29 protein-coding genes are annotated in these 20,870 nt (G+C 58.9%); all 29 read left to right on the forward strand.

Features of this window, described 5'->3' with window-relative positions; genetic code table 11:
* Positions 1–115: 115 nt before the first annotated feature.
* The 29 genes from aopN (at position 116) to ascL (ending at position 20,754) form a co-directional block, all read left to right on the forward strand.
* The gene (aopN, locus tag ACTG2W_RS19550; protein WP_106842700.1) at positions 116–994 is read left to right on the forward strand and encodes a SctW family type III secretion system gatekeeper subunit AopN; all 879 of its coding nucleotides are present in this window, start codon (positions 116–118) and stop codon (positions 992–994) included.
* On the forward strand, positions 975–1,256 hold the full coding sequence (gene acr1 / locus ACTG2W_RS19555) for a type III secretion system gatekeeper subunit Acr1 (RefSeq protein ID WP_005334576.1): 282 nt from the start codon (positions 975–977) through the stop codon (positions 1,254–1,256). The genes aopN and acr1 overlap by 20 nt, the downstream gene beginning before the upstream one ends.
* Complete coding sequence (gene acr2 / locus ACTG2W_RS19560; protein WP_021229940.1) at positions 1,253–1,624, forward strand: SycN family type III secretion system chaperone Acr2; 372 nt, start codon at positions 1,253–1,255, stop codon at positions 1,622–1,624. Before acr1 ends, acr2 begins: the two co-directional genes overlap by 4 nt.
* The gene (gene ascX, locus ACTG2W_RS19565; RefSeq protein ID WP_005334573.1) at positions 1,621–1,986 is read left to right on the forward strand and encodes a type III secretion system protein AscX; all 366 of its coding nucleotides are present in this window, start codon (positions 1,621–1,623) and stop codon (positions 1,984–1,986) included. The genes acr2 and ascX overlap by 4 nt, the downstream gene beginning before the upstream one ends.
* Positions 1,983–2,333, forward strand: a complete 351-nt coding sequence (ascY, locus tag ACTG2W_RS19570) for a type III secretion system chaperone AscY (RefSeq protein WP_181281565.1) — start codon at positions 1,983–1,985, stop codon at positions 2,331–2,333. Before ascX ends, ascY begins: the two co-directional genes overlap by 4 nt.
* Complete coding sequence (gene ascV / locus ACTG2W_RS19575) at positions 2,266–4,431, forward strand: SctV family type III secretion system export apparatus subunit AscV (RefSeq protein WP_269719424.1); 2,166 nt, start codon at positions 2,266–2,268, stop codon at positions 4,429–4,431. The genes ascY and ascV overlap by 68 nt, the downstream gene beginning before the upstream one ends.
* On the forward strand, positions 4,428–4,883 hold the full coding sequence (locus ACTG2W_RS19580) for an LcrR family type III secretion system chaperone (RefSeq protein WP_440016472.1): 456 nt from the start codon (positions 4,428–4,430) through the stop codon (positions 4,881–4,883). Before ascV ends, ACTG2W_RS19580 begins: the two co-directional genes overlap by 4 nt.
* A 39-nt stretch (positions 4,884–4,922) precedes the next feature.
* A complete protein-coding gene (acrG, locus tag ACTG2W_RS19585) occupies positions 4,923–5,207 on the forward strand; it encodes an LcrG family type III secretion system chaperone AcrG (RefSeq protein ID WP_005334559.1) in 285 nt (94 codons plus the stop codon).
* 9 nt (positions 5,208–5,216) lie between these two features.
* Positions 5,217–6,350 carry a virulence-associated V antigen gene (locus tag ACTG2W_RS19590; RefSeq protein WP_440016473.1) on the forward strand — a complete coding sequence of 378 codons (1,134 nt, stop codon included), beginning with the start codon at positions 5,217–5,219 and terminating at the stop codon, positions 6,348–6,350.
* Between the two features lie 9 nt (positions 6,351–6,359).
* Positions 6,360–6,863 carry a SycD/LcrH family type III secretion system chaperone AcrH gene (acrH, locus tag ACTG2W_RS19595; RefSeq protein WP_439969387.1) on the forward strand — a complete coding sequence of 168 codons (504 nt, stop codon included), beginning with the start codon at positions 6,360–6,362 and terminating at the stop codon, positions 6,861–6,863.
* On the forward strand, positions 6,844–8,016 hold the full coding sequence (gene aopB, locus ACTG2W_RS19600; RefSeq protein WP_440016474.1) for a type III secretion system translocon subunit AopB: 1,173 nt from the start codon (positions 6,844–6,846) through the stop codon (positions 8,014–8,016). The genes acrH and aopB overlap by 20 nt, the downstream gene beginning before the upstream one ends.
* 12 nt (positions 8,017–8,028) lie before the next feature.
* On the forward strand, positions 8,029–8,925 hold the full coding sequence (gene aopD / locus ACTG2W_RS19605; protein WP_440016476.1) for a type III secretion system translocon subunit AopD: 897 nt from the start codon (positions 8,029–8,031) through the stop codon (positions 8,923–8,925).
* 134 nt (positions 8,926–9,059) lie between these two features.
* Positions 9,060–9,503: a type III secretion system chaperone gene (locus ACTG2W_RS19610; RefSeq protein ID WP_440016478.1), complete on the forward strand. Its 444-nt coding sequence runs from the start codon at positions 9,060–9,062 to the stop codon at positions 9,501–9,503.
* Positions 9,504–9,505: 2 nt separating this feature from the next.
* Positions 9,506–9,739 (forward strand): T3SS regulon translocated regulator ExsE family protein, encoded by a 234-nt coding sequence (locus tag ACTG2W_RS19615; RefSeq protein ID WP_331378013.1) that lies wholly within the window; start codon positions 9,506–9,508, stop codon positions 9,737–9,739.
* Positions 9,736–10,137, forward strand: a complete 402-nt coding sequence (locus tag ACTG2W_RS19620) for a YscW family type III secretion system pilotin (RefSeq protein WP_440016479.1) — start codon at positions 9,736–9,738, stop codon at positions 10,135–10,137. The genes ACTG2W_RS19615 and ACTG2W_RS19620 overlap by 4 nt, the downstream gene beginning before the upstream one ends.
* Positions 10,138–10,589: 452 nt before the next feature.
* Entirely contained in the window at positions 10,590–11,732 is a 1,143-nt protein-coding gene (locus ACTG2W_RS19625; protein ID WP_041204923.1) for an IS4-like element ISAs18 family transposase, read from the forward strand.
* Positions 11,733–11,742: 10 nt separating this feature from the next.
* Complete coding sequence (locus ACTG2W_RS19630) at positions 11,743–12,567, forward strand: helix-turn-helix domain-containing protein (RefSeq protein ID WP_440016546.1); 825 nt, start codon at positions 11,743–11,745, stop codon at positions 12,565–12,567.
* 119 nt (positions 12,568–12,686) lie between these two features.
* Positions 12,687–13,502 (forward strand): type III secretion system negative regulator ExsD, encoded by an 816-nt coding sequence (gene exsD, locus ACTG2W_RS19635; protein ID WP_005334544.1) that lies wholly within the window; start codon positions 12,687–12,689, stop codon positions 13,500–13,502.
* Positions 13,503–13,517: 15 nt separating this feature from the next.
* Entirely contained in the window at positions 13,518–13,943 is a 426-nt protein-coding gene (gene ascB, locus ACTG2W_RS19640) for a YscB family type III secretion system chaperone AscB (protein WP_017411838.1), read from the forward strand.
* Positions 13,916–15,769: a SctC family type III secretion system outer membrane ring subunit AscC gene (gene ascC, locus ACTG2W_RS19645; RefSeq protein ID WP_368177591.1), complete on the forward strand. Its 1,854-nt coding sequence runs from the start codon at positions 13,916–13,918 to the stop codon at positions 15,767–15,769. Before ascB ends, ascC begins: the two co-directional genes overlap by 28 nt.
* Entirely contained in the window at positions 15,766–17,070 is a 1,305-nt protein-coding gene (gene ascD / locus ACTG2W_RS19650) for a SctD family type III secretion system inner membrane ring subunit AscD (protein WP_040065230.1), read from the forward strand. The genes ascC and ascD overlap by 4 nt, the downstream gene beginning before the upstream one ends.
* A complete protein-coding gene (locus ACTG2W_RS19655) occupies positions 17,033–17,245 on the forward strand; it encodes an EscE/YscE/SsaE family type III secretion system needle protein co-chaperone (protein WP_005334536.1) in 213 nt (70 codons plus the stop codon). Before ascD ends, ACTG2W_RS19655 begins: the two co-directional genes overlap by 38 nt.
* Positions 17,238–17,498, forward strand: coding sequence for a type III secretion system needle filament subunit SctF (gene sctF / locus ACTG2W_RS19660; RefSeq protein ID WP_106842688.1), 261 nt, complete (start codon positions 17,238–17,240; stop codon positions 17,496–17,498). Before ACTG2W_RS19655 ends, sctF begins: the two co-directional genes overlap by 8 nt.
* Positions 17,498–17,851, forward strand: a complete 354-nt coding sequence (locus ACTG2W_RS19665; protein WP_106842687.1) for a YscG family type III secretion system chaperone — start codon at positions 17,498–17,500, stop codon at positions 17,849–17,851. The genes sctF and ACTG2W_RS19665 overlap by 1 nt, the downstream gene beginning before the upstream one ends.
* Positions 17,848–18,402 carry a YopR family T3SS polymerization control protein AscH gene (gene ascH, locus ACTG2W_RS19670; RefSeq protein WP_106842686.1) on the forward strand — a complete coding sequence of 185 codons (555 nt, stop codon included), beginning with the start codon at positions 17,848–17,850 and terminating at the stop codon, positions 18,400–18,402. Before ACTG2W_RS19665 ends, ascH begins: the two co-directional genes overlap by 4 nt.
* The gene (gene ascI / locus ACTG2W_RS19675) at positions 18,402–18,740 is read left to right on the forward strand and encodes a SctI family type III secretion system inner rod subunit AscI (protein WP_005320806.1); all 339 of its coding nucleotides are present in this window, start codon (positions 18,402–18,404) and stop codon (positions 18,738–18,740) included. The genes ascH and ascI overlap by 1 nt, the downstream gene beginning before the upstream one ends.
* Positions 18,741–18,746: 6 nt before the next feature.
* A complete protein-coding gene (gene ascJ / locus ACTG2W_RS19680; RefSeq protein ID WP_179831119.1) occupies positions 18,747–19,487 on the forward strand; it encodes a SctJ family type III secretion inner membrane ring lipoprotein AscJ in 741 nt (246 codons plus the stop codon).
* A complete protein-coding gene (locus tag ACTG2W_RS19685; RefSeq protein ID WP_106842685.1) occupies positions 19,484–20,110 on the forward strand; it encodes a SctK family type III secretion system sorting platform protein in 627 nt (208 codons plus the stop codon). Before ascJ ends, ACTG2W_RS19685 begins: the two co-directional genes overlap by 4 nt.
* The gene (gene ascL / locus ACTG2W_RS19690) at positions 20,089–20,754 is read left to right on the forward strand and encodes a SctL family type III secretion system stator protein AscL (protein WP_440016480.1); all 666 of its coding nucleotides are present in this window, start codon (positions 20,089–20,091) and stop codon (positions 20,752–20,754) included. The genes ACTG2W_RS19685 and ascL overlap by 22 nt, the downstream gene beginning before the upstream one ends.
* The last annotated feature ends 116 nt before the right edge of the window (positions 20,755–20,870 follow it).

A 20,870-nucleotide genomic window follows, 5' to 3' on the forward strand; every position in this document is an offset into this window, starting at 1 on the left:
CTTTTTAGAAAACCGTTGGGGGCGGGCTAAAAATTCACGGCCGATTTTGGCATAGGGAGGCGGGGGCGATTTTTATAATGCCATCCTCGTCAATCCATTCGTCACGGGAGTTTCCATGGCCATTATCCAGAGCAACCCCTATGCCCCTGCCGCCCAGCCCGAGCTGCGCGGAGCAGAGGTCGCATCTCGTCAGGCTCCCCTGCAGGGAGGACAGTTTCAGGGGGAGCGGGTCGTGCTGGCCAGTGCCGCTCAGTCGCTGGCCGATGCCGCCGAAGAGCTCACCTTTGTCTTTTCCGAGCGCGCTGAGCTTTCGCTCGCCAAGCGCAAGCTGAGTGACAGCCATGCCCGCATCAGCGAGATCGAGGCGCTGGTCGGGGACTACCTCGACAAAGTGCCGGAGCTCGAACGCCAGCAGAAGATCAAGGAGATGGTGAGCCACCTCGGCAGCGGTCGGCTGGCCAATCTCTCCCAGCTGCTGGCCTACCTCGAGAGCTATTCGGGGGAGGTGAGCGAGCAGTTCGAGGCGCTCTGCCAGGCGCGCAAGGCCCTCGCCGGACGACCGGAGATGCAGGGCACCCTGGCGCTGGTGGAGCAGGCGCTGGCCAAGCTGGCGGACGAGCAGGGCAGAGCCATCGTGCTGGGGGCGCGCATTACCGGCCCCGCAGCCGAAGCGGCCAAAGCGGGCGTGGGAGCCGAGCAGGATCTACGGGATCTCTATCGCGATGCGGTGCAGGACTACCGTGCCCTTTCTGCCGCCTGGCGCGATATTCACAGCCGCTTTGGCAACGGAGCGCTGGAGAAGGTGACCGGCTTCATGATGAAGGCCTTGAGCGCCGATCTCGACAGCCAGCAGCGTTGGCTCGATCCGGTCAAGCTGGAGCGGGTGATGAGCGACATGCACAAGCTGCGGCTGCTCAACACTCTCTCGGCGCAAGTGGACGAGCTGTGGCAACGGGTGAAGGAGGGCTCGGCCCATGGCATACGGGCCTTCTGATCTGATGGGCGATCTGATCGCCCTGGTGGAGAAACGCTGGGCCAGCGTGCGGGATGTGGAGCAGGTCGGTGTGGCTCTTGAGCTGTCAGATTGTCGCCAGCAGGTGCTGCTTTATCAGGAGCTCAAGCGGCTGATCCGCCTGCTGCCGGTGGAGCTGTTCAGTGAGGAGGAGCAGCGCCAGAACCTGTTGCAGTGCTGTCAGGGTGCGCTCGATAACGCCATCGAGCGGGAAGAGGATGAGTTGTCTGGAGAGTCGTCATGAACTGGATTGAACCCCTGCTGGTGCAGTTTTGCCAGGATCTGGGCATCACCATAGGGGATAACCCCCATTCGCTGATCCAGCTTGAACTGGAGCAGAGCGGCACTCTGCAACTGGAGCGTCATCAGGGGCAACTGACCCTCTGGTTGGCCCGCGCTGTGCCCTGGCATCAGAGTGGCGAGGCGATCCGTCGCGCCATGACCCTCACTGCGGCTGCGCAAGGACCGGCACTGCCGGTGCGCAGCGGCTGGCTGGGGGAGGATCAGCTGATCCTCTTCGTCACCCTGGATGAGCGGGCCGTGACTCTGCCCCAGCTCCATCAGGCAGTGACCACCCTGACACGGCTGCAGCGAGAGGTGCTGGCGTCATGAGTCGGATCACTGCCGCGCATATCGGTATCGAGCAGCTCAGTGCCATTTCTCTTGACGATCAGGAGCGAAGCCTGCCGGGGCGTTATGCCCTGTTGCCCGATGGCCAGTCCATCGAACCCCATATCAGCCGCCTCTACCCCGAACGGCTGGCGGATCGGGCGCTGCTCGATTTCGCCACCCCGGATCGCGGCTTTCATGACTTGCTGCGACCGGTCGATTTCAATCAGGCGATGCAGGGGCTGCGCAGTGTGCTGGCAGAAGGGCAGAGCCCCGAGTTGCGAGCGGCCGCTGCACTGCTCGAACAGATGCACGCCGATGAACAACTGATGCAGATGACCCTTCATCTGCTGCACAAGGTATGACCATGGTGCTTACGTCACAGCAGCAGGATGCGCTGCTGCTCACCGGCTGGTTGCAACTGCAATATGGCCACCCTGAAAAGGCGTGCGTCCTGCTGGCCGCCCTGTTGCAGATCCACCCCGACCATCAGGGAGGGCGACGGACCCTGCTGGTGGCGCTGCTCAAACAGGGGGAGGGGGAGGCGGCGCTGGCCTATGTCGATCAGCTGATGCAGCAAGGGGAGGCCGACGGCCCGCTCTGGCTCTGCCGCAGCCGGGCCTGCCAGTTGGCAGGGCGGCTGGATGAAGCCCGTTTTGCCTATCAACAATACCTCGAACTGGAAGAGCAGAATGAATCAACGCTCCCTTGAGTTGCTGCGCCGGATAGGCGAGCGCAAGGACATCATGCTGGCGATCCTGCTGCTGGCCATCGTCTTTATGATGGTCTTGCCGCTGCCGCCGGTGGCCCTCGATATCCTGATTGCCATCAACATGACCATCTCGGTGGTACTGCTGATGATGGCGGTTTATATCAATTCGCCACTGCAGTTCTCCGCCTTTCCGGCGGTGCTACTGATCACCACCCTGTTCCGGCTTGCCTTGTCGGTGAGTACCACCCGGATGATCCTGCTGCAGGCCGATGCGGGGCAGATTGTCTACACCTTCGGCAACTTCGTGGTGGGGGGCAATCTGGTGGTGGGGATCGTCATCTTCCTCATCATCACCATCGTCCAGTTTTTGGTGATCACCAAGGGTTCGGAGCGGGTCGCCGAGGTGAGTGCCCGCTTCTCCCTCGATGCCATGCCGGGCAAGCAGATGAGTATCGACGGTGACATGCGCGCCGGGGTGATCGACGTGCACGAGGCGCGGGATCGCCGCGGGGTCATCGAGAAGGAGAGCCAGATGTTCGGCTCCATGGATGGCGCCATGAAGTTCGTGAAAGGGGACGCCATCGCGGGCCTCATCATCATCTTCGTCAACATCCTAGGTGGCGTCACCATAGGGGTAACCCAGAAGGGGTTATCCGCCGCCGATGCGCTGCAGCTCTACTCCATCCTGACGGTGGGTGATGGCATGGTCTCCCAGGTGCCGGCGCTGCTGATCGCCATCACCGCGGGGATCATCGTTACCCGGGTCTCCTCCGAAGAGTCTTCCGATCTGGGTACCGATATCGGCGCCCAAGTGGTGGCCCAGCCCAAGGCGCTGCTGATAGGTGGTCTGCTGCTGGTGCTGTTCGGGTTGATCCCGGGCTTCCCGATGATCACCTTCTTTGCGCTGGCGGCCATCGTCACGGCAGGCGGTTATTTTATCGGCTTGCGTCAGCGCAAGGCGCAGAGCAGCAACAGTCAGGATCTTCCAGCCGTGCTGGCGCAAGGGGCGGGAGCCCCCGCCGCCCGCAGCAAGCCAAAACCGGGCAGCAAGCCGCGGGGCAAGCTGGGGGAGAAGGAGGAGTTCGCCATGACGGTGCCGCTCCTGATCGATGTGGATGCCGCTTTGCAGGCCGAGCTGGAGGCGATTGCCCTCAACGACGAACTGGTGCGGGTGCGCCGCGCCCTCTATCTCGATCTCGGGGTGCCCTTCCCGGGTATTCACCTGCGTTTCAACGAGGGGATGGGGCCCGGCGAATACCTGATCCAGCTGCAGGAAGTACCGGTCGCCCGCGGTCTGCTGCGACCGGGCCATCAGCTGGTGCAGGAGAGCGCCTCCCAGCTCGATCTGCTGGGGATCCCCTACGAAGAGGGGGCGCCGTTACTGCCGGGACAGCCGACTTTGTGGGTCGCTAATGAACATCAGGAGCGGCTGGAGAAGTCACGGCTGGCCAGCCTCACCACCGATCAGGTGGTGACCTGGCATCTATCCCATGTGCTGCGGGAATATGCCGAGGACTTTATCGGCATTCAGGAGACCCGCTACCTGCTGGAGCAGATGGAGGGGAGTTATGGCGAGCTGGTCAAGGAAGCGCAACGCATTATCCCGCTGCAGCGAATGACCGAAATTTTGCAGCGGCTGGTGGGGGAGGATATCTCCATCCGCAACATGCGCGCCATCCTCGAGGCGATGGTGGAGTGGGGCCAGAAAGAGAAGGATGTGGTGCAGCTCACCGAGTACATCCGCAGCAGCCTCAAGCGCTACATCTGCTACAAGTACGCCAACGGCAACAACATCTTGCCTGCCTATCTGCTCGATCAGCAGGTGGAGGAGCAGATCCGCGGCGGCATTCGCCAGACCAGTGCGGGCAGTTACTTGGCGCTCGATCCCACCATTACCCAAAGCTTCCTCGATCAGGTGCGCCATACCGTCGGTGATCTGGCCCAGATGCAGAACAAACCGGTGCTCATCGTCTCCATGGATATCCGCCGCTATGTGCGCAAGCTCATCGAGGGGGATTACCATGCCCTGCCGGTGCTCTCCTATCAGGAGCTGACCCAGCAGATCAATATCCAGCCCCTCGGGAGGGTTTGCCTGTGAGGGGGGACCTGTTAACTACAGACCCCCTGATCCCCTGGCTGCAGGCCAGGGGAGTGGCGGTGGCCCCTCACCATCTGGGGGCAACCCCCATCCAGCTCGGCCACGCTTTCTGCTATCGCCAAATTTATCTCGCCTGGCGCTTTGATCCTGCGACCCGACGGGTCTGGATCCTGCTGGTGCGCCGAGAGGGGGAGCGGGCCGGACTGGCCAACCCCTTTGCCGCCCTTTATCTGCTGGCAGAAGCCACTCTGGCTGTACTCGGGCCGGGCCATTACCTCTACGGCAACGTCGATGTCTTTCGAGGCAGTAGCCTGAGTAGTGACCGGCTTGGCCGATTCTACTTGCGCTGGACGGGAGCCAGTGAACCCGAGCCCGGCTGGTTCATGCTGGCGGCCGAGCAGGTCTGTTCACTGCGAGATATGCGAAAACGACAAAAGCACGGCCTTGCGTGACAGGCATGTCCAAAGGGGCCTCATAGAATAGGAGCCAAGATGAAACAACCGCGTTTTGCCGACCATAGCGAGACCATTTCGCAGGCAGAGCAGGCGATTGCCGACAGCGATCACCGCAACGCTCTGTTGCAAGAGATGCTGGCTGGTCTAGCCCTCTCGGATCAGACCTGTCAGCTGCTATTCGATGCGCCGACCGAGCAAGTGGCCGTGGCCGAGCAGGAGTTGCTGGCTGAGATCCAGCGCAGACAGGCGTTACTGCCGGCCCAGCCGGGAGAGGGCCGCAAGAGTCGCCGTCCCACCATGATGCGCGGACTGATGATTTAAGGAGTCGTGATGAGCACTATCCCTGACTACAACACCAACCCTGGCGCATTCGTCGGCTGGCTTGATGGGCAAGCGCTGGACGCATTGCCGGGCCATAAAAACCCCAAGTTGACCGAACTGGTCGAGCTGCTCAAGGGCAAGATCACCATCAGTGCTGACTCATCGACTGCGCTGACCAAAGAGCAGTTGGAGAAGTTGCTGGCTGCCTATCTGACGGATCCCGCCTCGATCAACGGGGGTTGGGCGATGGGCCAGTTCCAGGGGGGGCAAGATGCGGCCATTGCCGCCATCAAGGGGATGATCGAGCGGGGAGCAAAACAAACCCCGCCAGTCACCCACTGGACCGTCCCTGAATTTATGCTGCTTTCCCTCAGTGCGCTGACCATGGATCGCATCGATGACGATCTCATCACGACCTTTACCGGGGTGATGGCGTTTCAGGACAACCAGCGTAAAGGGCTGCGGGACGAGCTGGCAGAGATGACCGGTGAGCTGAAGATCTACGGGGTGATCCAGTCCGAGATCAACAAGGTGCTCTCTGCGGCATCAAGCCAGACCTTCAACACCGATTTCAATCTGATGGATTACAAGCTCTATGGCTATCAGTCTCAGGCCAAATTTATGGAAGGGGCCGAGTACAAACTGTTGTCAAAAATGTTTACCGATGAGCAAGTGAAAAAAGCACAACAAGATTTCACCAATGCTGACAATGAGCTTAAGCGTTTAAACGCGATATTGGAGCCGATTCGTTCGGGTCGTGCTAGCTCCATTAGCTCGGAGGTCATTGAGGCTGGCGAAAAATTAGATGGAGCACAGGCTGAGTACGACAGTAAAAAAGCCATTCTGGAGCAGGTCGTAGCCAAGCAGCGTATCACCGTTAAAGAGTTCCTGGAAAGTGACCAGAAGAAGAGCGGCGCGATGAAAAATATCGAAGCCAGCTACAGCTATAACAAGGACAACAACAAGCTTGGCAACTTCTCCACCAGCGTGAGCGATCGTTCTCGCCCGCTCAACGATCAGGTCAGTGAAAAGACCACCCGCCTCAACGACGTCAGCTCGCGCTACAACGCCGCCATTGAGGCACTCAACCGCTTTATCCAGAAATACGACAGCATCATGCGCGACATTCTTGGCGCAATTTGAGGAGAGATCATGCAGACCGACACCACCCTGACCCCGGAATATGAAGCAGAGCTGGAAGCCTTTATCGCTGACGGTGGCACCCTGGCCATGCTGCAGGATATCTCGGGCGACACCCTGGAGCAGCTCTATGCCTTGGCCTTTGGCCAGTATCAGGCCGGCAAGTGGGAGGATGCTCACAAGATCTTCCAGGCCCTCTGCATGCTGGATCACTACGAGCCGCGCTATTTCCTCGGGCTGGGTGCCTGCCGTCAGGCGATGGGGGAGTTTGAAACGGCGGTTCAAAGCTACAGCTTTGGCGCCATGCTCGACCTGAAAGATCCCCGTTTCCCGTTTCATGCTGCCGAGTGTCGGCTGCAACAAGGTGATTTGAACGGGGCCGAGAGTGGCTTCCACTCGGCCCGACTGCTGGCGGACACAGATCCCCAGCAGGCAGACCTGGCGGCAAGCGCCAAGGTCATGTTGGAAGCCATCGCAATCAGAAGGGATCTGCAAGATGAACCCGATCAGCAATGAAAGACAGGTTTCCCCGCTGGGAAACACAGGTGATGTTGCGGGCCTGGTGCCCGTAACCCAACCTCGCAGTGAAACACGGCTCGATGCCGCCACGGTGCAAGTCACCGGTCAGGCCCGCAAGTCAGGGGTCTCGCTAAACGCACCATTGGCGGTAAGCAATAGCCAGGTCAGTGCGCAGCAACTTGGTGAAATCGGCAAGTTGGTGGCTTCGGTGAAAGAGAACACCCGCTTGATTCTGCCGCACACCACCGGGTTGGTGACCGCAGCCTTTACCTCGCCTGAAGCGTTCGAGATTGAGCTGGGCAAGCTCACCAGCGATCTGGAGAAGACCCAGACCAAGCTGAAGCTTGATGATATCCGACAAGCTCGCACGCTGAACGAGAAGAAGATCGGCGAGAACCAGGCGAAGATCAAAGAGGCAGAAGAGAGTGCTCAGGAGGCCAAGAAGGCCGGTATCTTTGGCAAAATTTTTGGCTGGATCAGTGCCATCGCCTCGCTGGTGATCGGTGCCATCATGGTGGCAACCGGGATTGGTGCTGCCGCCGGTGCCCTGATGATCGCAGCTGGCGTCGTTGGTGTGGTCAACATGGCTGTGCAGCAGGCTGCCGCTGATGGCCTTATCTCCAAGGAGGTGATGGAGAAGCTGGGGCCAGCCCTGATGGGGATAGAGATTGCATTGGCAGTGATTTCGGCCGCAGTCAGTTTCGGCGCGACCATTGGCGGTGCGATTGCCAAACTGGGCGCCAAGATTGGTGGCAAGGTTGCGGATGTTACCGCCAAAATCGTTGCCAAGGCGGGTGAAGTGGCCGCCAAATTTGGTGCCAAAGCAACCGCTGAAGCGGTGAAAGTGACCAGTCAGGTGGCGAAAGTGGCCAAGATGGCCACCCAGGGTGCCGATATCCTCATTGATGTGAGCAGTGGCGTGGCCAAAACGGTCCAGTCGGCGAAAGAGTCCGAGTCGCTCGATGCTCAGGCTGATCTTGCCTTGAGCAAGAGCGAGATGACCGAGTTGCAAGGGGTCATCGACAAGCTCAAGGAGGCGATAGCCCAGATGATCGAGGCGTTCCAGCAGACCATGGAGATGATCTTCCAGATGATCAATGCCAAGGGCGACATGATGAACAACCTGGCCCGCAGACCTGCCGCTATCTAAGGAGTACCGACCATGATTAACAGTGATTATGCAAATGGCGTGACCCGTACCGCCGCGCTGACCGAGGTGCAGGCCGGTGAGGCGCAGCAGGTTCGCAGTGCGACCACTGCCCATGAGGCCGCCGCTTCGACCCGTTCGCAAGGGGCAGAGAACAAGAGCGTTCCTACTCTGCCACGTCCCTCCATTCCCTTCGATACCAAAGGGGTGACCCAGATGGTTGCGCAGCTGGACAGTGCGATGGATATGATGTCCTTGCTGTTCAAACTGGCCCGTCAGGCCCGTGAGGAGGGGTTACAGGTTCGGGATATCGAGAACAAGCTGGTCATCAGCAACCAGCAGGCACAGGTTGACGAGATGCGCCACGGCGCCAAGCTGATGATCGCTATGGCGGTGGTCTCCGGCGTGATGGCGGGGTTCTCTGCCATTATGGGCGGGATCAGCCTGGGCAAGGGCGCCAAGACTATCAAGCAGCAACAATCCCTTGATGGCAAGATTGCCGGTCGCGAGGCCTTGATTGACGCCAAGGTTGATAGCTTGAGCAAGCAGGGCCAACAGGTTGACCGCGCTGATGTGGGCAAAGTCTGGAAACAGGATCAAGTTGCAGACAGTAATGCGAGCCGATTGTTGGACAAGAAATTTGCTCGCACTTCCGAACGGGGTCAGGTGTTCAACACCGTAACCCAGTCTGTGGGGCAAATGAGCAACTCTGCGGTGCAGGTGGCGCAGGGTGACAGCCAGGCCAATGCGAAAGAAGACGAGGTCGAGGCGACCATCAGTCAGACCGAGAAGCAGAAGGCCGAGGACAATATGTCCTTCAATGCCAACTTTATGAAAGATCTGCTGCAACTGATGCAGCAGTATTCCCAGAGCCAGAATCAGGCCTGGAAAGCGGCATTCGGCGTTGCATAAACGCCATGGCAATCAAGGCGCCCACTGGGGCGCCTTTTTGTTTTCCGGCCATTTTTCTTAAAAGTGCCGCCCTTGAGTGACAGCCTGCATGGCGGTGGCAGGCTAACATCTCTTCCTCTCTGCTGGAGGAAATCATGGATGTAACTGTCATCATCAATCGACTGCTCGCTGAATTTGCCACCAAATATGGTTTGCCATCCCTGGCTCTGAATCAGGAGGGGGTTGCGGCGCTCTGCTTTGACGAGCAGTTGCAACTCAGCCTGATCCTGGTGCCGGAGCGGGATCAACTGGTGTTGCAGGCCGACGTGGCCGAGCTGTATCAGGTGGGCGAGGGGATTTTCCGTCAATTGGCCAGCTTCAATCGTCACTGGTATCAGTTCAATCTTCACTTCGGCTTCGATGAAGAGAGTCTGACGGTGCAACTCTATCGCCAGATGGCGGCAAGTCGGTTGACCCTGGCGTACCTTGAAGAGAGTCTCGCCAGCATGCTGGAGCATGCCGAGTTCTGGCAGGAGTTGCTGCAACCCGGTACTCGGGAGGCAGGCAGCAGTGATCAGGTGATGGGAGTGCGGGTATAACCATGAAGATTCAGGAATCACAAGGCGCGCTGGCCCTGCATGGGGCAGAGGCGGGCAAGGTGGGGGCATTTGCAGGCAGAACCGTGAGTGCCCGGTCAGCCAATGCGAGCCAGGTTCCCCTGTCGGCACTGCTGCGACGCTCCATTACCCTCAATCAGGTCCAGGAGCTGGTGCTGCAGCGACTGCAACAGGGTGAGCACACACCGCTGAGTGAACGGCGGATCCGGGTGTTATGAGAGGTCTGCTGCTACTGATGCTGTTGGCCATGCTGGCCGGTTGTGTCACCACCCCGGAGCTGAAGCCATCGCAACAGCAACTCAAGGGTGAGGTGCATTTCCCGCAAACCTTGCCACGTCCAGCGACAGTGGAGGTGGCTGTGCTCAGCGTGATCGGGGGGCGTCCGTTGCAAGTGGCAGCCACCCGTTATGAGGTGACCATGCTGCCATTGCTGTTTGATCTGCGTTTGACCCCTCTGCAACTGGCGGAAGGGGAGATCTATCTGCGTGCCCGCTTGCGATTTATGGATGGCACCGCGGTACAGGCTATGAGTCAGCAGAAAGTTTTTAAGATTTTTAATGACAAAAAAATGGTTATTCAATTGCAGCCAAAAGCTTGTTATCCACAATGTCAGTAATGATTGTGTTTAAATAAAAAGCCTCAAATCAATCATTTATTAATTTGTCAGTTAAGATTGAAGGTTTCTTTTTGTAACGAAGTATCTTTTGCTGTAAGCACACCATTAAGTATGAGTCGTTGCACTGGATAAATAGTGTGTTAGCTCTAATTTTAGGCTGGTTTTTCTGCTTGTGACTGTTGTAGGATCCCCCCTCATTTCAATGGTGATTAATTTTTGAATTCACCAGCGAATGACTTGATTACAAAATAATAAATAAAAATAACAGCAATAATAAAGCACCCGAGAGCGACCCGCTTCCGGAGGTGTTACTGGTACTACACGCAGATTCAGGAAAATAAAACATGAAGGGCATTACTACCTTAACCATCCCCTCATATGAGCGAGGCGTGGCGCGGCTTCTGAGGTATGATCGCCATCCTTGACCAGCTAATACCCAACAGACTATCCCCATGTTTAACCACGAACTAATCCTCAACCACATCGACGATATATTTGGACAGGACATGCATGCTAAGCGTGTTCTTTCCCTCGCCAATGCTACCCTCGGGGTTATCGAGTCAGGTTCACTGGCCATCCACGCCATCGGTAGTGGCCTCTCCTTGGCCAACGGTCTCGAACGTAAACATGCGGTTAAACAGGTGGATCGCCTGCTCACTAACACCAAGCTCAATGTCTGGAGCCTCTTTGACGATTGGGTGCCCTATGTGGTCGGTGAACGTACCGAGATCGTAGTCTCCATGGACTGGACCGAATTCGATGCCGATGATCACAGTACCTTGGTTATCAGCCTGCAAACCAACCACGGTCGCAGTACTCCGCTGCTGTGGAAAACCCATCGGAAATCGTTGCTCAAAGGGCAACGCAATGCCCATGAGAAAGAGCTGCTCACCAAGCTCAAGCAGACGTTGCCAGAGGGTATCTTCGTGACGGTAGTAGCTGACCGCGGCTTTGGTTACATGGAGCTGTTCGAACGCCTGGAGCAAGAGCTAGGCTTTGCTTATCTCATTAGATTTAAAGGAAATGTTTTGGTTGGTTACCCTGGTGTAGAGCAGGTTCCAGCTCGGGACTGGCTAACGCCGACCGGGCGCACCCGAACCCTCAAAGCGGTGGAGCTAACTGGGCAGCGACAGCCTGTCGAACGGGTCTATTGTTGTCATAAGAGTGGCATGAAAGACGCGTGGTTTCTGGCCAGTAACCGGACCGACCTGAGCGCCGCCAAGGCGTTGCAACTATACGGCCAGCGCTGGGGTATCGAGACCAGTTTTCGTGATATCAAAGATTACAAATTCGGCATGGGTATGGGAGATGTGCACATCAGTAATCCGGTCCGGCGCGACCGACTGTTTTTATTCAGTGCCCTGGCCATCGTCTTGCTGACGCTGCTGGGTAAGGCTGGAGACAGTGTCGGTCTAGAGAGAACGATCAAGGTCAATACCAGCAAGAGCCGAACCTATTCGTTCTTTCGGCAAGGGGTCATCTATTACCAGTTGTTACCTAAAATGAAAGAAGCCAATGCGGTCTTGTTGATGGATAAATTTATCTACTACCTGAAGCAACACCGCTTATATACCCGCACACTTGGAATTATTTGAGTCTCTAAAAATGAGGGGATCTCTGAGCATTACTACCACAGAGAAGGGCGATATGGCCCTGCTCCAGTGGTGCATGTCTGCTTTTAACGTTATCGAACATCCGCAAGAGGGAATTTATATTCTCCTGGAAGGATCGATGAAGTGGCAGGACTGTACCGATACCTATGAATTATCCCCCAACGAACTTCTGTTCGTGCGCCGTGGCAACTACGCGGTCTGTACCGGTGACGGCCCCTGCCGCCTGCTTTGGCTACCTCTGTCAAACTCCTTTTTGCAAGGCTTCTTGCAACGTTTCGGTTCACTGCTGAGTGAAGTCCCCCGGCTGGAGGGGATGGCCCCCACGCTGTTGCCGTTTCACTCATCCCCCTTGCTGACCCAATGTATTCAGGGGCTGCGCGGGTTGACCGAACATGAACATCCCCCCGCACTGGCCCAATTACGCACCGAAGAGTTGCTGTTTCTGCTCGCTTTTGGCGAACAGGGGCCTCAACTGATGTCTATTTTGCGCCAGCTGAGCAATCGCCAGGTCGAGCGGTTGCAACAGTTTATGGAAAAGCATTATCTGATGGAGTGGAAGCTCAGCGAATTCGCCAAAGAGTTCGGTATGGGATTGACCACTTTCAAGGAGCTGTTTGGCTCGATATATGGTGTTTCTCCACGCGCCTGGATCAGTGAAAGGCGAATCCTTTTCGCTCATCAGTTATTACTCAATAGTGAAATGAGCATCGTCGATATTGCGATGGAGGCCGGTTTCTCCAGCCAATCCTATTTTACCCAGAGTTATCGTCGTCGTTTTGGCTGTACGCCAAGCCGTGCCCGACACGGCACAGATTAACGCCGGACTAAAATAATCTGACGTTTTTTATAAGCCGCGGAGCGAGGCAATGGATAGAATAGCCAGCATATCGAAACATCATTCCATTATTGCCCGCAGCAAGATGAGCAAGGCATAGCATGAGTCAGCAAGATCACCATTCACCTAACCAGGGCCTGTTTGCAGGTCGTCGGGTTACCGTTGTCCAGCCAGATACCCTGAGTCGGGATCGTCTGGTCGGCCAGCTGTCCGTGCTCCGTTATCAGGATGCCGGCGTGATCACTTCGCAGCAGATGGCCCTGTTGCAACGACTGTTGCCAAGAACCCGACTGGAGAGTCTGTTGGGCTCCATCTGGTTTCAGCGCCGTCTAGATGCCGCGCTGGCCGTCTCGCGTGAGGAGCTGCAACAGATCTTGCGTCTGGCAGGCAGCGAGCGTTGTGACTGGATGCAGCAGCTGGGGGACCGTATCAATCTGGCGGATCGTCCCTTGCTGTGGCACTGGGTGCTCTATCCCTTGCACCGCTGGTGGGTTCAGCGTCTTGAACCACTTTACGGCGCCTGGCTTAACGAACTGGAGCAGTTGCAGGTGATGCGCCGCCAGCTCAATGCCCAGGCTGTGTTCTGGCAGACCGTGGTCGATGTACCGGCGGATCTGGAGAGCCGGATCGCCGATCAGCTTGAGCAGTTGAACCAGCGCGAGCAGGAGCTCACCCGGCTGCAGACTGATTGTGAGACACGTCTCCAGCTGGCCTGGCCTGCCTGGTATGCGCAAACGAGCAAGGAGGGGGACCCGGTTCACCTGATGCCGGTACCGCTTGAGCTCGGCACATTCTGGCATGCCCTGCAGGCTCTGCCCCATCAGGACGAGGCAGCCCTAACCCTGCATGAGTGGCTGGCCGGTCGGGGCATTGCCCTGGGTCAGGATCACTTCTACTGGCAGCCTCCTGCGCCCTAGATAGCCCGAGGAACTATGCAAACGCTACTGAATCGATTGGCCGCAAACCTTGGCCAAGGGCCTTTTATTGCCGACGCACAGGGAAAGTACCATCTGCGGATCGATGGTTATCCCCTCTTTCTGACCCCCAGAAACGGTGAGTTGTTGCTGAGCACCCCGCTTGCAAGCAGCCAGAGGAATGACGCTGAGGCCCATGATCCGGCGCTGCTAAAGCGTCTGTTGCAACAGGTGGTGGCCTGGGGCCGTCATGCCCCCCATGCCCTGGTGCTGGATGATCTTGGCAATTTGCAGCTGGAGGCGCGGCTCGCGCTGGAGTGGCTCGATGAGGCGCTGCTGGCGGAGCGCCTGAGCCAGCACATCGCCCTGCTGGAGCGGTTGGAACCCCAATTGACCGAGGCCGCCTTGGCCCCCCAATGGAGACAGATGATATGGCACCCTTGAGTGTGCAACCCCTGCTGCGTCCCCTGTTGTGGATCTGCCTCGCCGTGATGGCGTGGCAGCGTCCCGCCATGGCACAGGAGCTGGACTGGGTGCCCATGCCTTACAGCTATGTGGCAGAAGGGGAGAGTCTGCGCGACGTGCTGGTCAACTTCGGTGCCAACTACGAGGTCTCCGTGGTGGTCAGCGACAAGGTAAACGATCAGGTCAACGGTCAGTTTGAACATGACGAGCCGCTCGCCTTTTTGCAGCAGCTCTCCTCCCTCTACAACCTGGTCTGGTACTACGACGGTAATGTGCTCTACGTCTTCAAGAACAGCGAAGTGCAGTCCCGTCTCATCAATCTTGAGCAGACTGGCGCAGCAGAACTCAAACAGGCGCTGCAACGAGCCGGGATCTGGGAGCCCCGCTTTGGTTGGCGCCCCGATGCGGATAACCGGTTGGTCTATGTCTCCGGCCCGCCCCGTTACCTTGAACTGATCGAGCAGACCGCGCTGGCACTGGAGCAACAATCCCAGCTGCGCAGCGAGAAGACCGGGCCGCTGGCCATCGAGATCTTTCCCCTCAAGTACGCCTCGGCTACCGATCGCTCCATCCAGTACCGCGATACCGATGTGGCGGCGCCCGGTGTGGCAACCATTCTGGCCAAACTGCTGAGCGATGCTGGCGTGCAGATGGTCAACGGCGAGGGCAATAAAGGCGCCGCAGCCGCCTCCGGTCAGGCCATCGTGCAGGCCGATCCTTCCCTCAATGCGGTGATCGTGCGCGATGCTCCGGAGCGGATGGCGATGTACGGCAAGCTGATCGCCGCGCTCGACAAACCGGCGGCCCGCATTGAGGTGGCGCTCTCCATTATTGACATCAATGCCGAGGATCTCTCCCAGCTGGGGGTGGATTGGCGAGTGGGGATCCGCACCGGTTCCAACCAGCAGGTGATTATCAAGACCACCGGCGATCGCAAAGGAATCGAAGGGGGCGCCGCGCTCGGCAGTCTGGTGGACTCCAAGGGACTCGACTATCTGCTGGCCCGGGTCAATCTGCTGGAAAACGAAGGCAATGCCCAGGTGGTCTCCCGCCCGACCCTGCTGACCCAGGAGAACACCCAGGCGGTGATCGACCACAGCGAAACCTATTACGTGAAGATCAGCGGCGAGAGGGTGGCCGAGCTGCAGGGGATCACTTACGGCACCATGTTGCGGATGACGCCCCGGGTGATCCAGATGGGTGACAGACCCGAGATCAGCCTGAGCCTCCACATCGAGGATGGCAACCAGAAACCCAACAGTGCGGGGGCCGATGGCATTCCCACCATCAGTCGCACCGTGGTCGATACCATCGCCCGGGTCGGCCACGGCCAGAGCCTGCTGATTGGCGGTATCTACCGCGACGAGATGAGCGAGAACCTGAGCAAGGTGCCCTTCCTTGGTGACATCCCATATCTGGGGGCGTTGTTCCGTAGCAAGGACACCCAGACTCGTCGTTCGGTGCGGCTCTTTATCATCGAGCCTCGTCTGATTGATGACGGTATTGCCCACTATCTGGCCCTCGGCAATGGTCAGGATCTGCGAGCCGGGGTGCTCGGGGCTGATGAGATCTCCAATCAGAGTCTCTCTCTTGGCAAGGTGCTGGGGGGCGCGCAATGCCAGCCGCTGGCTGCAGCCCGTGACGTGCAGCAACTGCTGCGTCAGGGGGGCAAGAGCTCGTCTCTCACCCAGTGCCGGATGGGCAATGAGCTGGGGTGGCGTCTGGTCGAAATGAACAAGGATCAAAAATGTACACCGGCCGCCAGCTGGTGTGTGCAGGCGGGCAATGAGGGCGCGACCCGATGAGCTGGAAGTGCCGCGTATATCGCGGGCTCAACCGCGGGGTAGAAGTTCCTCTGCCGGAGGGGCGTCTGGTCATCGGTTCCGATCCCCTCAAGGCTGATCTGGTGCTGGTGGATGAGGGGATGGCCCCCGAGCATCTGGTACTGCTGGTGAATGGGGAAGGGATCACTCTGCAAGCCTGGGCGGACGGTATTACCCCGACTCAGGACGGTGTCGCCCTGACCGCGGGAGAGACGCTCAGGGCGGGGACGCGCCTAGAGGCAGGCCCGCTGCTCTGGAGCTTCTGTGACAACAGTCGTTCGCTACCCGAACAGCTGGAGGTACTGGCGGCGGTGGTTGCTCCTTCTCGTGCGCCGCGGCGGCGGGCAGCGGGCGCCGATGTCTGGATGGGGGTCCTCTGCCTGAGTCTGGTGGTCGCCGTGGTCTTGCTGCTCGGAACGGGCTGGTGGCATGGCGCCGACGAGAACGAATCCGCTCGTAGTGAGCAGGCATTGAAGCGCTTTCTGGCCGCACCAAACTACCGTCAGGTGGTGCTGAACAGCAGTGATCCCGAGCTGTGGCAACTCTCGGGTTACGTCGATGAGAACAGCGCGCGTCTTGCCTTGCAGCAGTATCTCGATAGCAAGGGTTTCAACTACCGGCTGGAGCTGCGCACCATGGAAGATCTGCGGCAGGGGGCCGGCTTTATCTTGCAGAAGCTGGGTTATGAACAGCTGCAGATCCGCAATGGCAAGGAGCCTGGCTGGCTCAAGCTCAGCGGTGAAATTCAGGGGCAGGATGGCAAATGGAGCACCATTGAATCTCTGCTCAAGCAGGAGGTACCCGGCCTGCTGGGGGTTGAGAATCAGGTACAGATTGCCGGGGCTTATCGCAAGCGCCTCGATGCCTTGCTGCAGGAGCAGGGGCTGGCTGGTGCATTGCGGGTGCGTGAGGCGGGTGGGCGACTCGAACTCTCCGGCCAGCTGGATGAGCGCCAACTTGGCCAGTTTCAGCAGGTCAACCAGCAGTTTCGCCGGGAGTTCGGTACACACCCGACGCTGGAGCTGATCAATCAGACCAGAACGCCGCGTCAGGATGAGCTGGAGTTCGACGTGCGCAGCGTCTCGTTTGGCCGGGTGCCTTATGTGGTACTGGCAGACAACCAGCGCTATCCGGTTGGGGGCGCAACTTCCAGCGGGGTGCGGGTGCTGGCTATTCGCCCCGATGCGGTGGTGGTGAGCAAGGGCAAGCAGCAATACATCGTCAAATTAAAAGGAGCCGAGCGGCATGATGACCAGTTTGGAAGCGCGACTGTCCGGCGCTGATCCCGCCTTTGCCCGTGAGCTGCATGAGCAGCTTGTTCAGGCGCAGGGTGAAGTGAAACGGCAACTGCTGCGCGGGGGAACCCCGCAACAGTATCGGGAGTGGCAACAACAGGCCGACGCCATCGAGGCGGGGCTCACGATCATTGGCAAGATAAAGGAGCACAACCATGGCTGAGATCTTTAAGTATGGAGAGAGTACCGCTACCAACACCCTCGATCAGGTGGCAAATAACCTTGCCGGGCAGGCTAATACTGCCAACGAGGATGTCAACAAGGCCATTGCGGCGATGGACAAAAACCCTGACAACCCGGCGTTGTTGGCCGAGCTGCAGCACAAGATCAACAAATGGTCGGTGATCTACAACATCAACTCCACCGTGACTCGGGCCATGAAAGACCTGATGCAGGGTATTTTGCAGAAGATTTGATGATGAACCCTCAACTCAAGCGACAACTGGCCGAACTTGCGCTGGCTGGTACCGGCCACCATTGCCATCAGGAGGCGGCCACTATCGCCGACTGGCTGGCGGGGGCGCCGGAGATGACCGAGTGTGTAACGCTCATTCGCCTCTCCTCCCTGATGAACCGGGGGGATTACCAGGCCGCTTTGCAGCTTGGTGGCGAGCACTGCACGCCGGATATCGAACCCTGGCTGGCACTGTGCGAGTGGCGGCTTGGTCAGCAGGAGGCGCTGGTTGCACGATTGCTGCGACTGGAACAGAGCGGTCAGCCAGCCTTGCAACAGTTTGCCGCAGGCCTGCGCGAGCAGATGACCTCATGAAAATTGAAGGCAGCGATCAGCTGGGGGGAGAGCAGCCGCTGCGTCAGCCCCCCCCGCCCGAATCCATGGCCCAACGCCAGTTTGAACGACTGCTGGCCAAAGCCCCCGAGCCGGATCTGTTCGAACGCTGGCAACAGGGGGCACCCCTTGAGGGTTTGCTGGCCGGTGTGGCGCCAGCCGCCAAGCGTGAACTGCTCTGGCAGATCTACCAACAGGGCGACAAACCGGCGCCGGAGATTGGCAAGCAACTGTTTGCCCCGGTCACCGACAAGCTGATCGCGCGTTTTGGCGAGCGTCAGTCGCCGGTGGTGGATGCCATCGATCTGCCGGAGCTGCGAGCCACCATGCGGGAGTTTGATCCCTTGGCGTCGCGGCGGGAGAAGGTGTTGCTGAACTTGTTGAGCGAGCTCAGGGACGGGCAGGGCGCTGTGCCCGCGGGGCATCAATTTCTCGATGCACTGGCCCGGCGCGAGCTGATGACCCTGATCCCGCTCAGCGGCATGGTGGACAATCTGATGCGCAATTCGCACAAACTTGATCTGGAGGCGTGATGGAAATTGCACAGTCTGCCCAGGCGGTGGTAACCAGCCTGGATGAGTTGAAAGCGGTGGATCTCTCCTCGCCCCATGTCGCCAGTTTTGAACAGGCGATGGGGAGCACATCCCAGGGGATGGGGAGCTCCCTGCTCGGGGAGCTGGGGGAGTTGAAGCAGCAGTTTGTCGAGGCCAAACAGAGCCTGCAAGCCGAGCTGGCCACCCCGGGGGATGATCCCAACAGCCTGATGCAGATGCAGTGGTCGCTGATGCGGATCACCATGCAGGAGGAGCTGATTGCCAAGACAGTGGGCAAGATGAGCCAGAACGTAGAAACCCTGTTGAAGACCCAGTGAGGTAGTGTGAAGAGATCGATGCTGATGGGGGTGCTTGGCGCCTCGTTGCTGCTCAGTGGCTGCAAAGTGGAGCTCTATACCGGGGTCACTCAGAAAGAGGGTAACGAGATGCTGGCGTTGCTGCAAACCGAGGGGATCGCCTCGGACAAGCAGCCGGACAAGGATGGCCGCATCAAGCTGCTGGTGGAGGAGTCCGACGTGGCGCAGGCCATCGAGACCCTCAAACGCAAGGGCTATCCAAAAGAAAGCTTCTCCACCCTGCAGGATGTGTTTCCCAAGGATGGCCTCATCTCCTCGCCCACAGAGGAGCGGGCTCGCCTCACCTATGCCAAGGCGCAGGAGATCTCCAATACTCTGTCGGAAATAGACGGCGTGCTGGTGGCTCGTGTCCATGTGGTGCTGCCGGAGGGCAATGAGGGGATCAGCAAGAAACCCTCTCCCGCATCGGCCTCGGTCTTTATCAAACATGCGGCGGATATCCAGCTCGATACTTACATTCCGCAGATCAAACAGCTGGTCAACAATAGTATCGAGGGGCTCGCCTACGACCGGATCAGCGTGGTGCTGGTGCCCTCGGCGGATGTGCGCCAGAGCCCGCTGATGCCGCGCAATACCTCGCTCTTCTCCATTGAAGTGAGCGAAGGTTCAAAGTGGCGGCTGGGCGGCTTGATTGCCCTGTTGCTGGCGTTGGTGGTGACCAGCAACCTGGCGCAATACATGTGGCACCGGAGCCGGAGTCGCGGATGACGGTCGGTTTGACCCCCTATCAGCTGCGCTTTTGCCCGGCCAGTTACCTCCATGAGGCGCACCTGCCCTCATCCTGGGCGCAGGTGCCGAAACTTTTTCCCGAGTGGCGGACGCAGCCAGCCAGTAACGGCGCCCTGCTCGAGGCGCTGGCGCTGGGGATTGGCTATGAGATGCCCGCGCCACTGGGGGGATTGGCGCTGTTTCCCCAAAGTGAGTTGGTGCTGTTGTTGCGCCGTTTGGGGGCCGTGCTGCACGGAGAGGCGATCCGTCGCTGTCTGCTGGCACCGACGCTGCGCCAGATCATCGCCTTGCTGGGGGAGGAGGGGCACAGAGCCGTACTCTCCCAGCTCGACTTGTTGATTGGACCCTGGCCCGCTGGCTGGCAGCAGCCTCTGCCCGCTCAGCTCGATGAGGGGGGGCTGGAAGAGGCTGGTTTGCAGTTCTGGCTGGCGGCGGCCGGGGAAGGCTACCCCGACTGGGCTCGCCGTCTCACCCTGCGACTTCCCCCAGCGCCACCCGGGCCATCATGGCCTTTGGCGGCTGACCAGCTGCCACTGGCCCGGGCGCTTTGTCTCAAGATTGCCAAACAGGTAACCCCCCAATGCTGCCATTTGTTGAAATAAAGAGTGACCATCTGCAACTGGCGCCAAGCCAGCGTATTTTGCGTAGCCAGGATTACCTCTCCTACCTGAGTGCACAGGATCTGGTAGAGGCCGCCCGGGCCCAGGCGGCCGATATTGTGGCCGAGGCCCGCGCCGTCTATGAAGAGCAGAAGAGCCTTGGCTGGCAAGCCGGGATTGACGAAGCCCGGCGCGAACAGGCGGTGCTGATCCACCAGACCCAGTTGCAGTGCCAGGGGTACTATCGCACTGTGGAGCAGCAGATGAGCGAGGTGGTGCTGCAGGCGGTGCGCAAGATCCTGCACGATTACGATCAGGTGGCGCTCACCCTCAAGGTGGTACGAGAGGCTCTCTCGCTGGTGAGTAACCAGAAGCAGGTGACGATACGGGTTCATCCCGAGCAGGTGCCGGCGGTGCGTGACCAGATCGCCCGGGTGCACAAGGATTTCCCCGAAATTGGCTATCTCGAGATCTCCGCCGATGCACGCCTCGATCAGGGGGGCTGCATTCTCGAGACCGAGGTGGGGATCATCGACGCCAGCCTCGATGGCCAGCTGGAGGCGCTCTCCCTCGCCATGAGCTCGGCGCTGGAAAAGCGTGGTGAACAGCAGGCCCGACTCGCCGGGGCGAATACCGCGGTTGAATAAGGCGGCTGAATATATGGCCGGCTACGTGAGAGAACATTCATCTGACAAATCCCGCCGGTTGTTACCCGCCCAAAACAGAACCGCCCCGGAGATCCGGGGCGGTTTTTTTATTTAGC

It is taken from the genome of Aeromonas sp. 96A, from assembly GCF_051919165.1.
Lineage (GTDB): Bacteria > Pseudomonadota > Gammaproteobacteria > Enterobacterales > Aeromonadaceae > Aeromonas > Aeromonas veronii.

Bases quoted from the DNA above. Each gene is read 5' to 3' on its own strand.
- ACTG2W_RS19665 (WP_106842687.1), top strand. From the start codon at position 17,498: ATGATGAACCCTCAACTCAAGCGACAACTGGCCGAACTTGCGCTGGCT.
- ACTG2W_RS19630 (WP_440016546.1), top strand. From the start codon at position 11,743: ATGAGGGGATCTCTGAGCATTACTACCACAGAGAAGGGCGATATGGCC.
- acrH (WP_439969387.1), top strand. From the start codon at position 6,360: ATGCAGACCGACACCACCCTGACCCCGGAATATGAAGCAGAGCTGGAA.
- ACTG2W_RS19610 (WP_440016478.1), top strand. From the start codon at position 9,060: ATGGATGTAACTGTCATCATCAATCGACTGCTCGCTGAATTTGCCACC.
- acrG (WP_005334559.1), top strand. From the start codon at position 4,923: ATGAAACAACCGCGTTTTGCCGACCATAGCGAGACCATTTCGCAGGCA.
- sctF (WP_106842688.1), top strand. From the start codon at position 17,238: ATGGCTGAGATCTTTAAGTATGGAGAGAGTACCGCTACCAACACCCTC.
- ascH (WP_106842686.1), top strand. From the start codon at position 17,848: ATGAAAATTGAAGGCAGCGATCAGCTGGGGGGAGAGCAGCCGCTGCGT.
- ascV (WP_269719424.1), top strand. From the start codon at position 2,266: ATGAAGCCCGTTTTGCCTATCAACAATACCTCGAACTGGAAGAGCAGA.
- ACTG2W_RS19615 (WP_331378013.1), top strand. From the start codon at position 9,506: ATGAAGATTCAGGAATCACAAGGCGCGCTGGCCCTGCATGGGGCAGAG.
- ascY (WP_181281565.1), top strand. From the start codon at position 1,983: ATGACCATGGTGCTTACGTCACAGCAGCAGGATGCGCTGCTGCTCACC.
- ACTG2W_RS19685 (WP_106842685.1), top strand. From the start codon at position 19,484: ATGACGGTCGGTTTGACCCCCTATCAGCTGCGCTTTTGCCCGGCCAGT.
- ACTG2W_RS19625 (WP_041204923.1), top strand. From the start codon at position 10,590: ATGTTTAACCACGAACTAATCCTCAACCACATCGACGATATATTTGGA.
- ACTG2W_RS19590 (WP_440016473.1), top strand. From the start codon at position 5,217: ATGAGCACTATCCCTGACTACAACACCAACCCTGGCGCATTCGTCGGC.
- ACTG2W_RS19655 (WP_005334536.1), top strand. From the start codon at position 17,033: ATGATGACCAGTTTGGAAGCGCGACTGTCCGGCGCTGATCCCGCCTTT.
- acr2 (WP_021229940.1), top strand. From the start codon at position 1,253: ATGAACTGGATTGAACCCCTGCTGGTGCAGTTTTGCCAGGATCTGGGC.
- ACTG2W_RS19620 (WP_440016479.1), top strand. From the start codon at position 9,736: ATGAGAGGTCTGCTGCTACTGATGCTGTTGGCCATGCTGGCCGGTTGT.
- ascB (WP_017411838.1), top strand. From the start codon at position 13,518: ATGCAAACGCTACTGAATCGATTGGCCGCAAACCTTGGCCAAGGGCCT.
- ascX (WP_005334573.1), top strand. From the start codon at position 1,621: ATGAGTCGGATCACTGCCGCGCATATCGGTATCGAGCAGCTCAGTGCC.
- ascD (WP_040065230.1), top strand. From the start codon at position 15,766: ATGAGCTGGAAGTGCCGCGTATATCGCGGGCTCAACCGCGGGGTAGAA.
- aopN (WP_106842700.1), top strand. From the start codon at position 116: ATGGCCATTATCCAGAGCAACCCCTATGCCCCTGCCGCCCAGCCCGAG.
- ascC (WP_368177591.1), top strand. From the start codon at position 13,916: ATGGAGACAGATGATATGGCACCCTTGAGTGTGCAACCCCTGCTGCGT.
- aopD (WP_440016476.1), top strand. From the start codon at position 8,029: ATGATTAACAGTGATTATGCAAATGGCGTGACCCGTACCGCCGCGCTG.
- acr1 (WP_005334576.1), top strand. From the start codon at position 975: ATGGCATACGGGCCTTCTGATCTGATGGGCGATCTGATCGCCCTGGTG.
- ascI (WP_005320806.1), top strand. From the start codon at position 18,402: ATGGAAATTGCACAGTCTGCCCAGGCGGTGGTAACCAGCCTGGATGAG.
- ascL (WP_440016480.1), top strand. From the start codon at position 20,089: ATGCTGCCATTTGTTGAAATAAAGAGTGACCATCTGCAACTGGCGCCA.
- aopB (WP_440016474.1), top strand. From the start codon at position 6,844: ATGAACCCGATCAGCAATGAAAGACAGGTTTCCCCGCTGGGAAACACA.
- exsD (WP_005334544.1), top strand. From the start codon at position 12,687: ATGAGTCAGCAAGATCACCATTCACCTAACCAGGGCCTGTTTGCAGGT.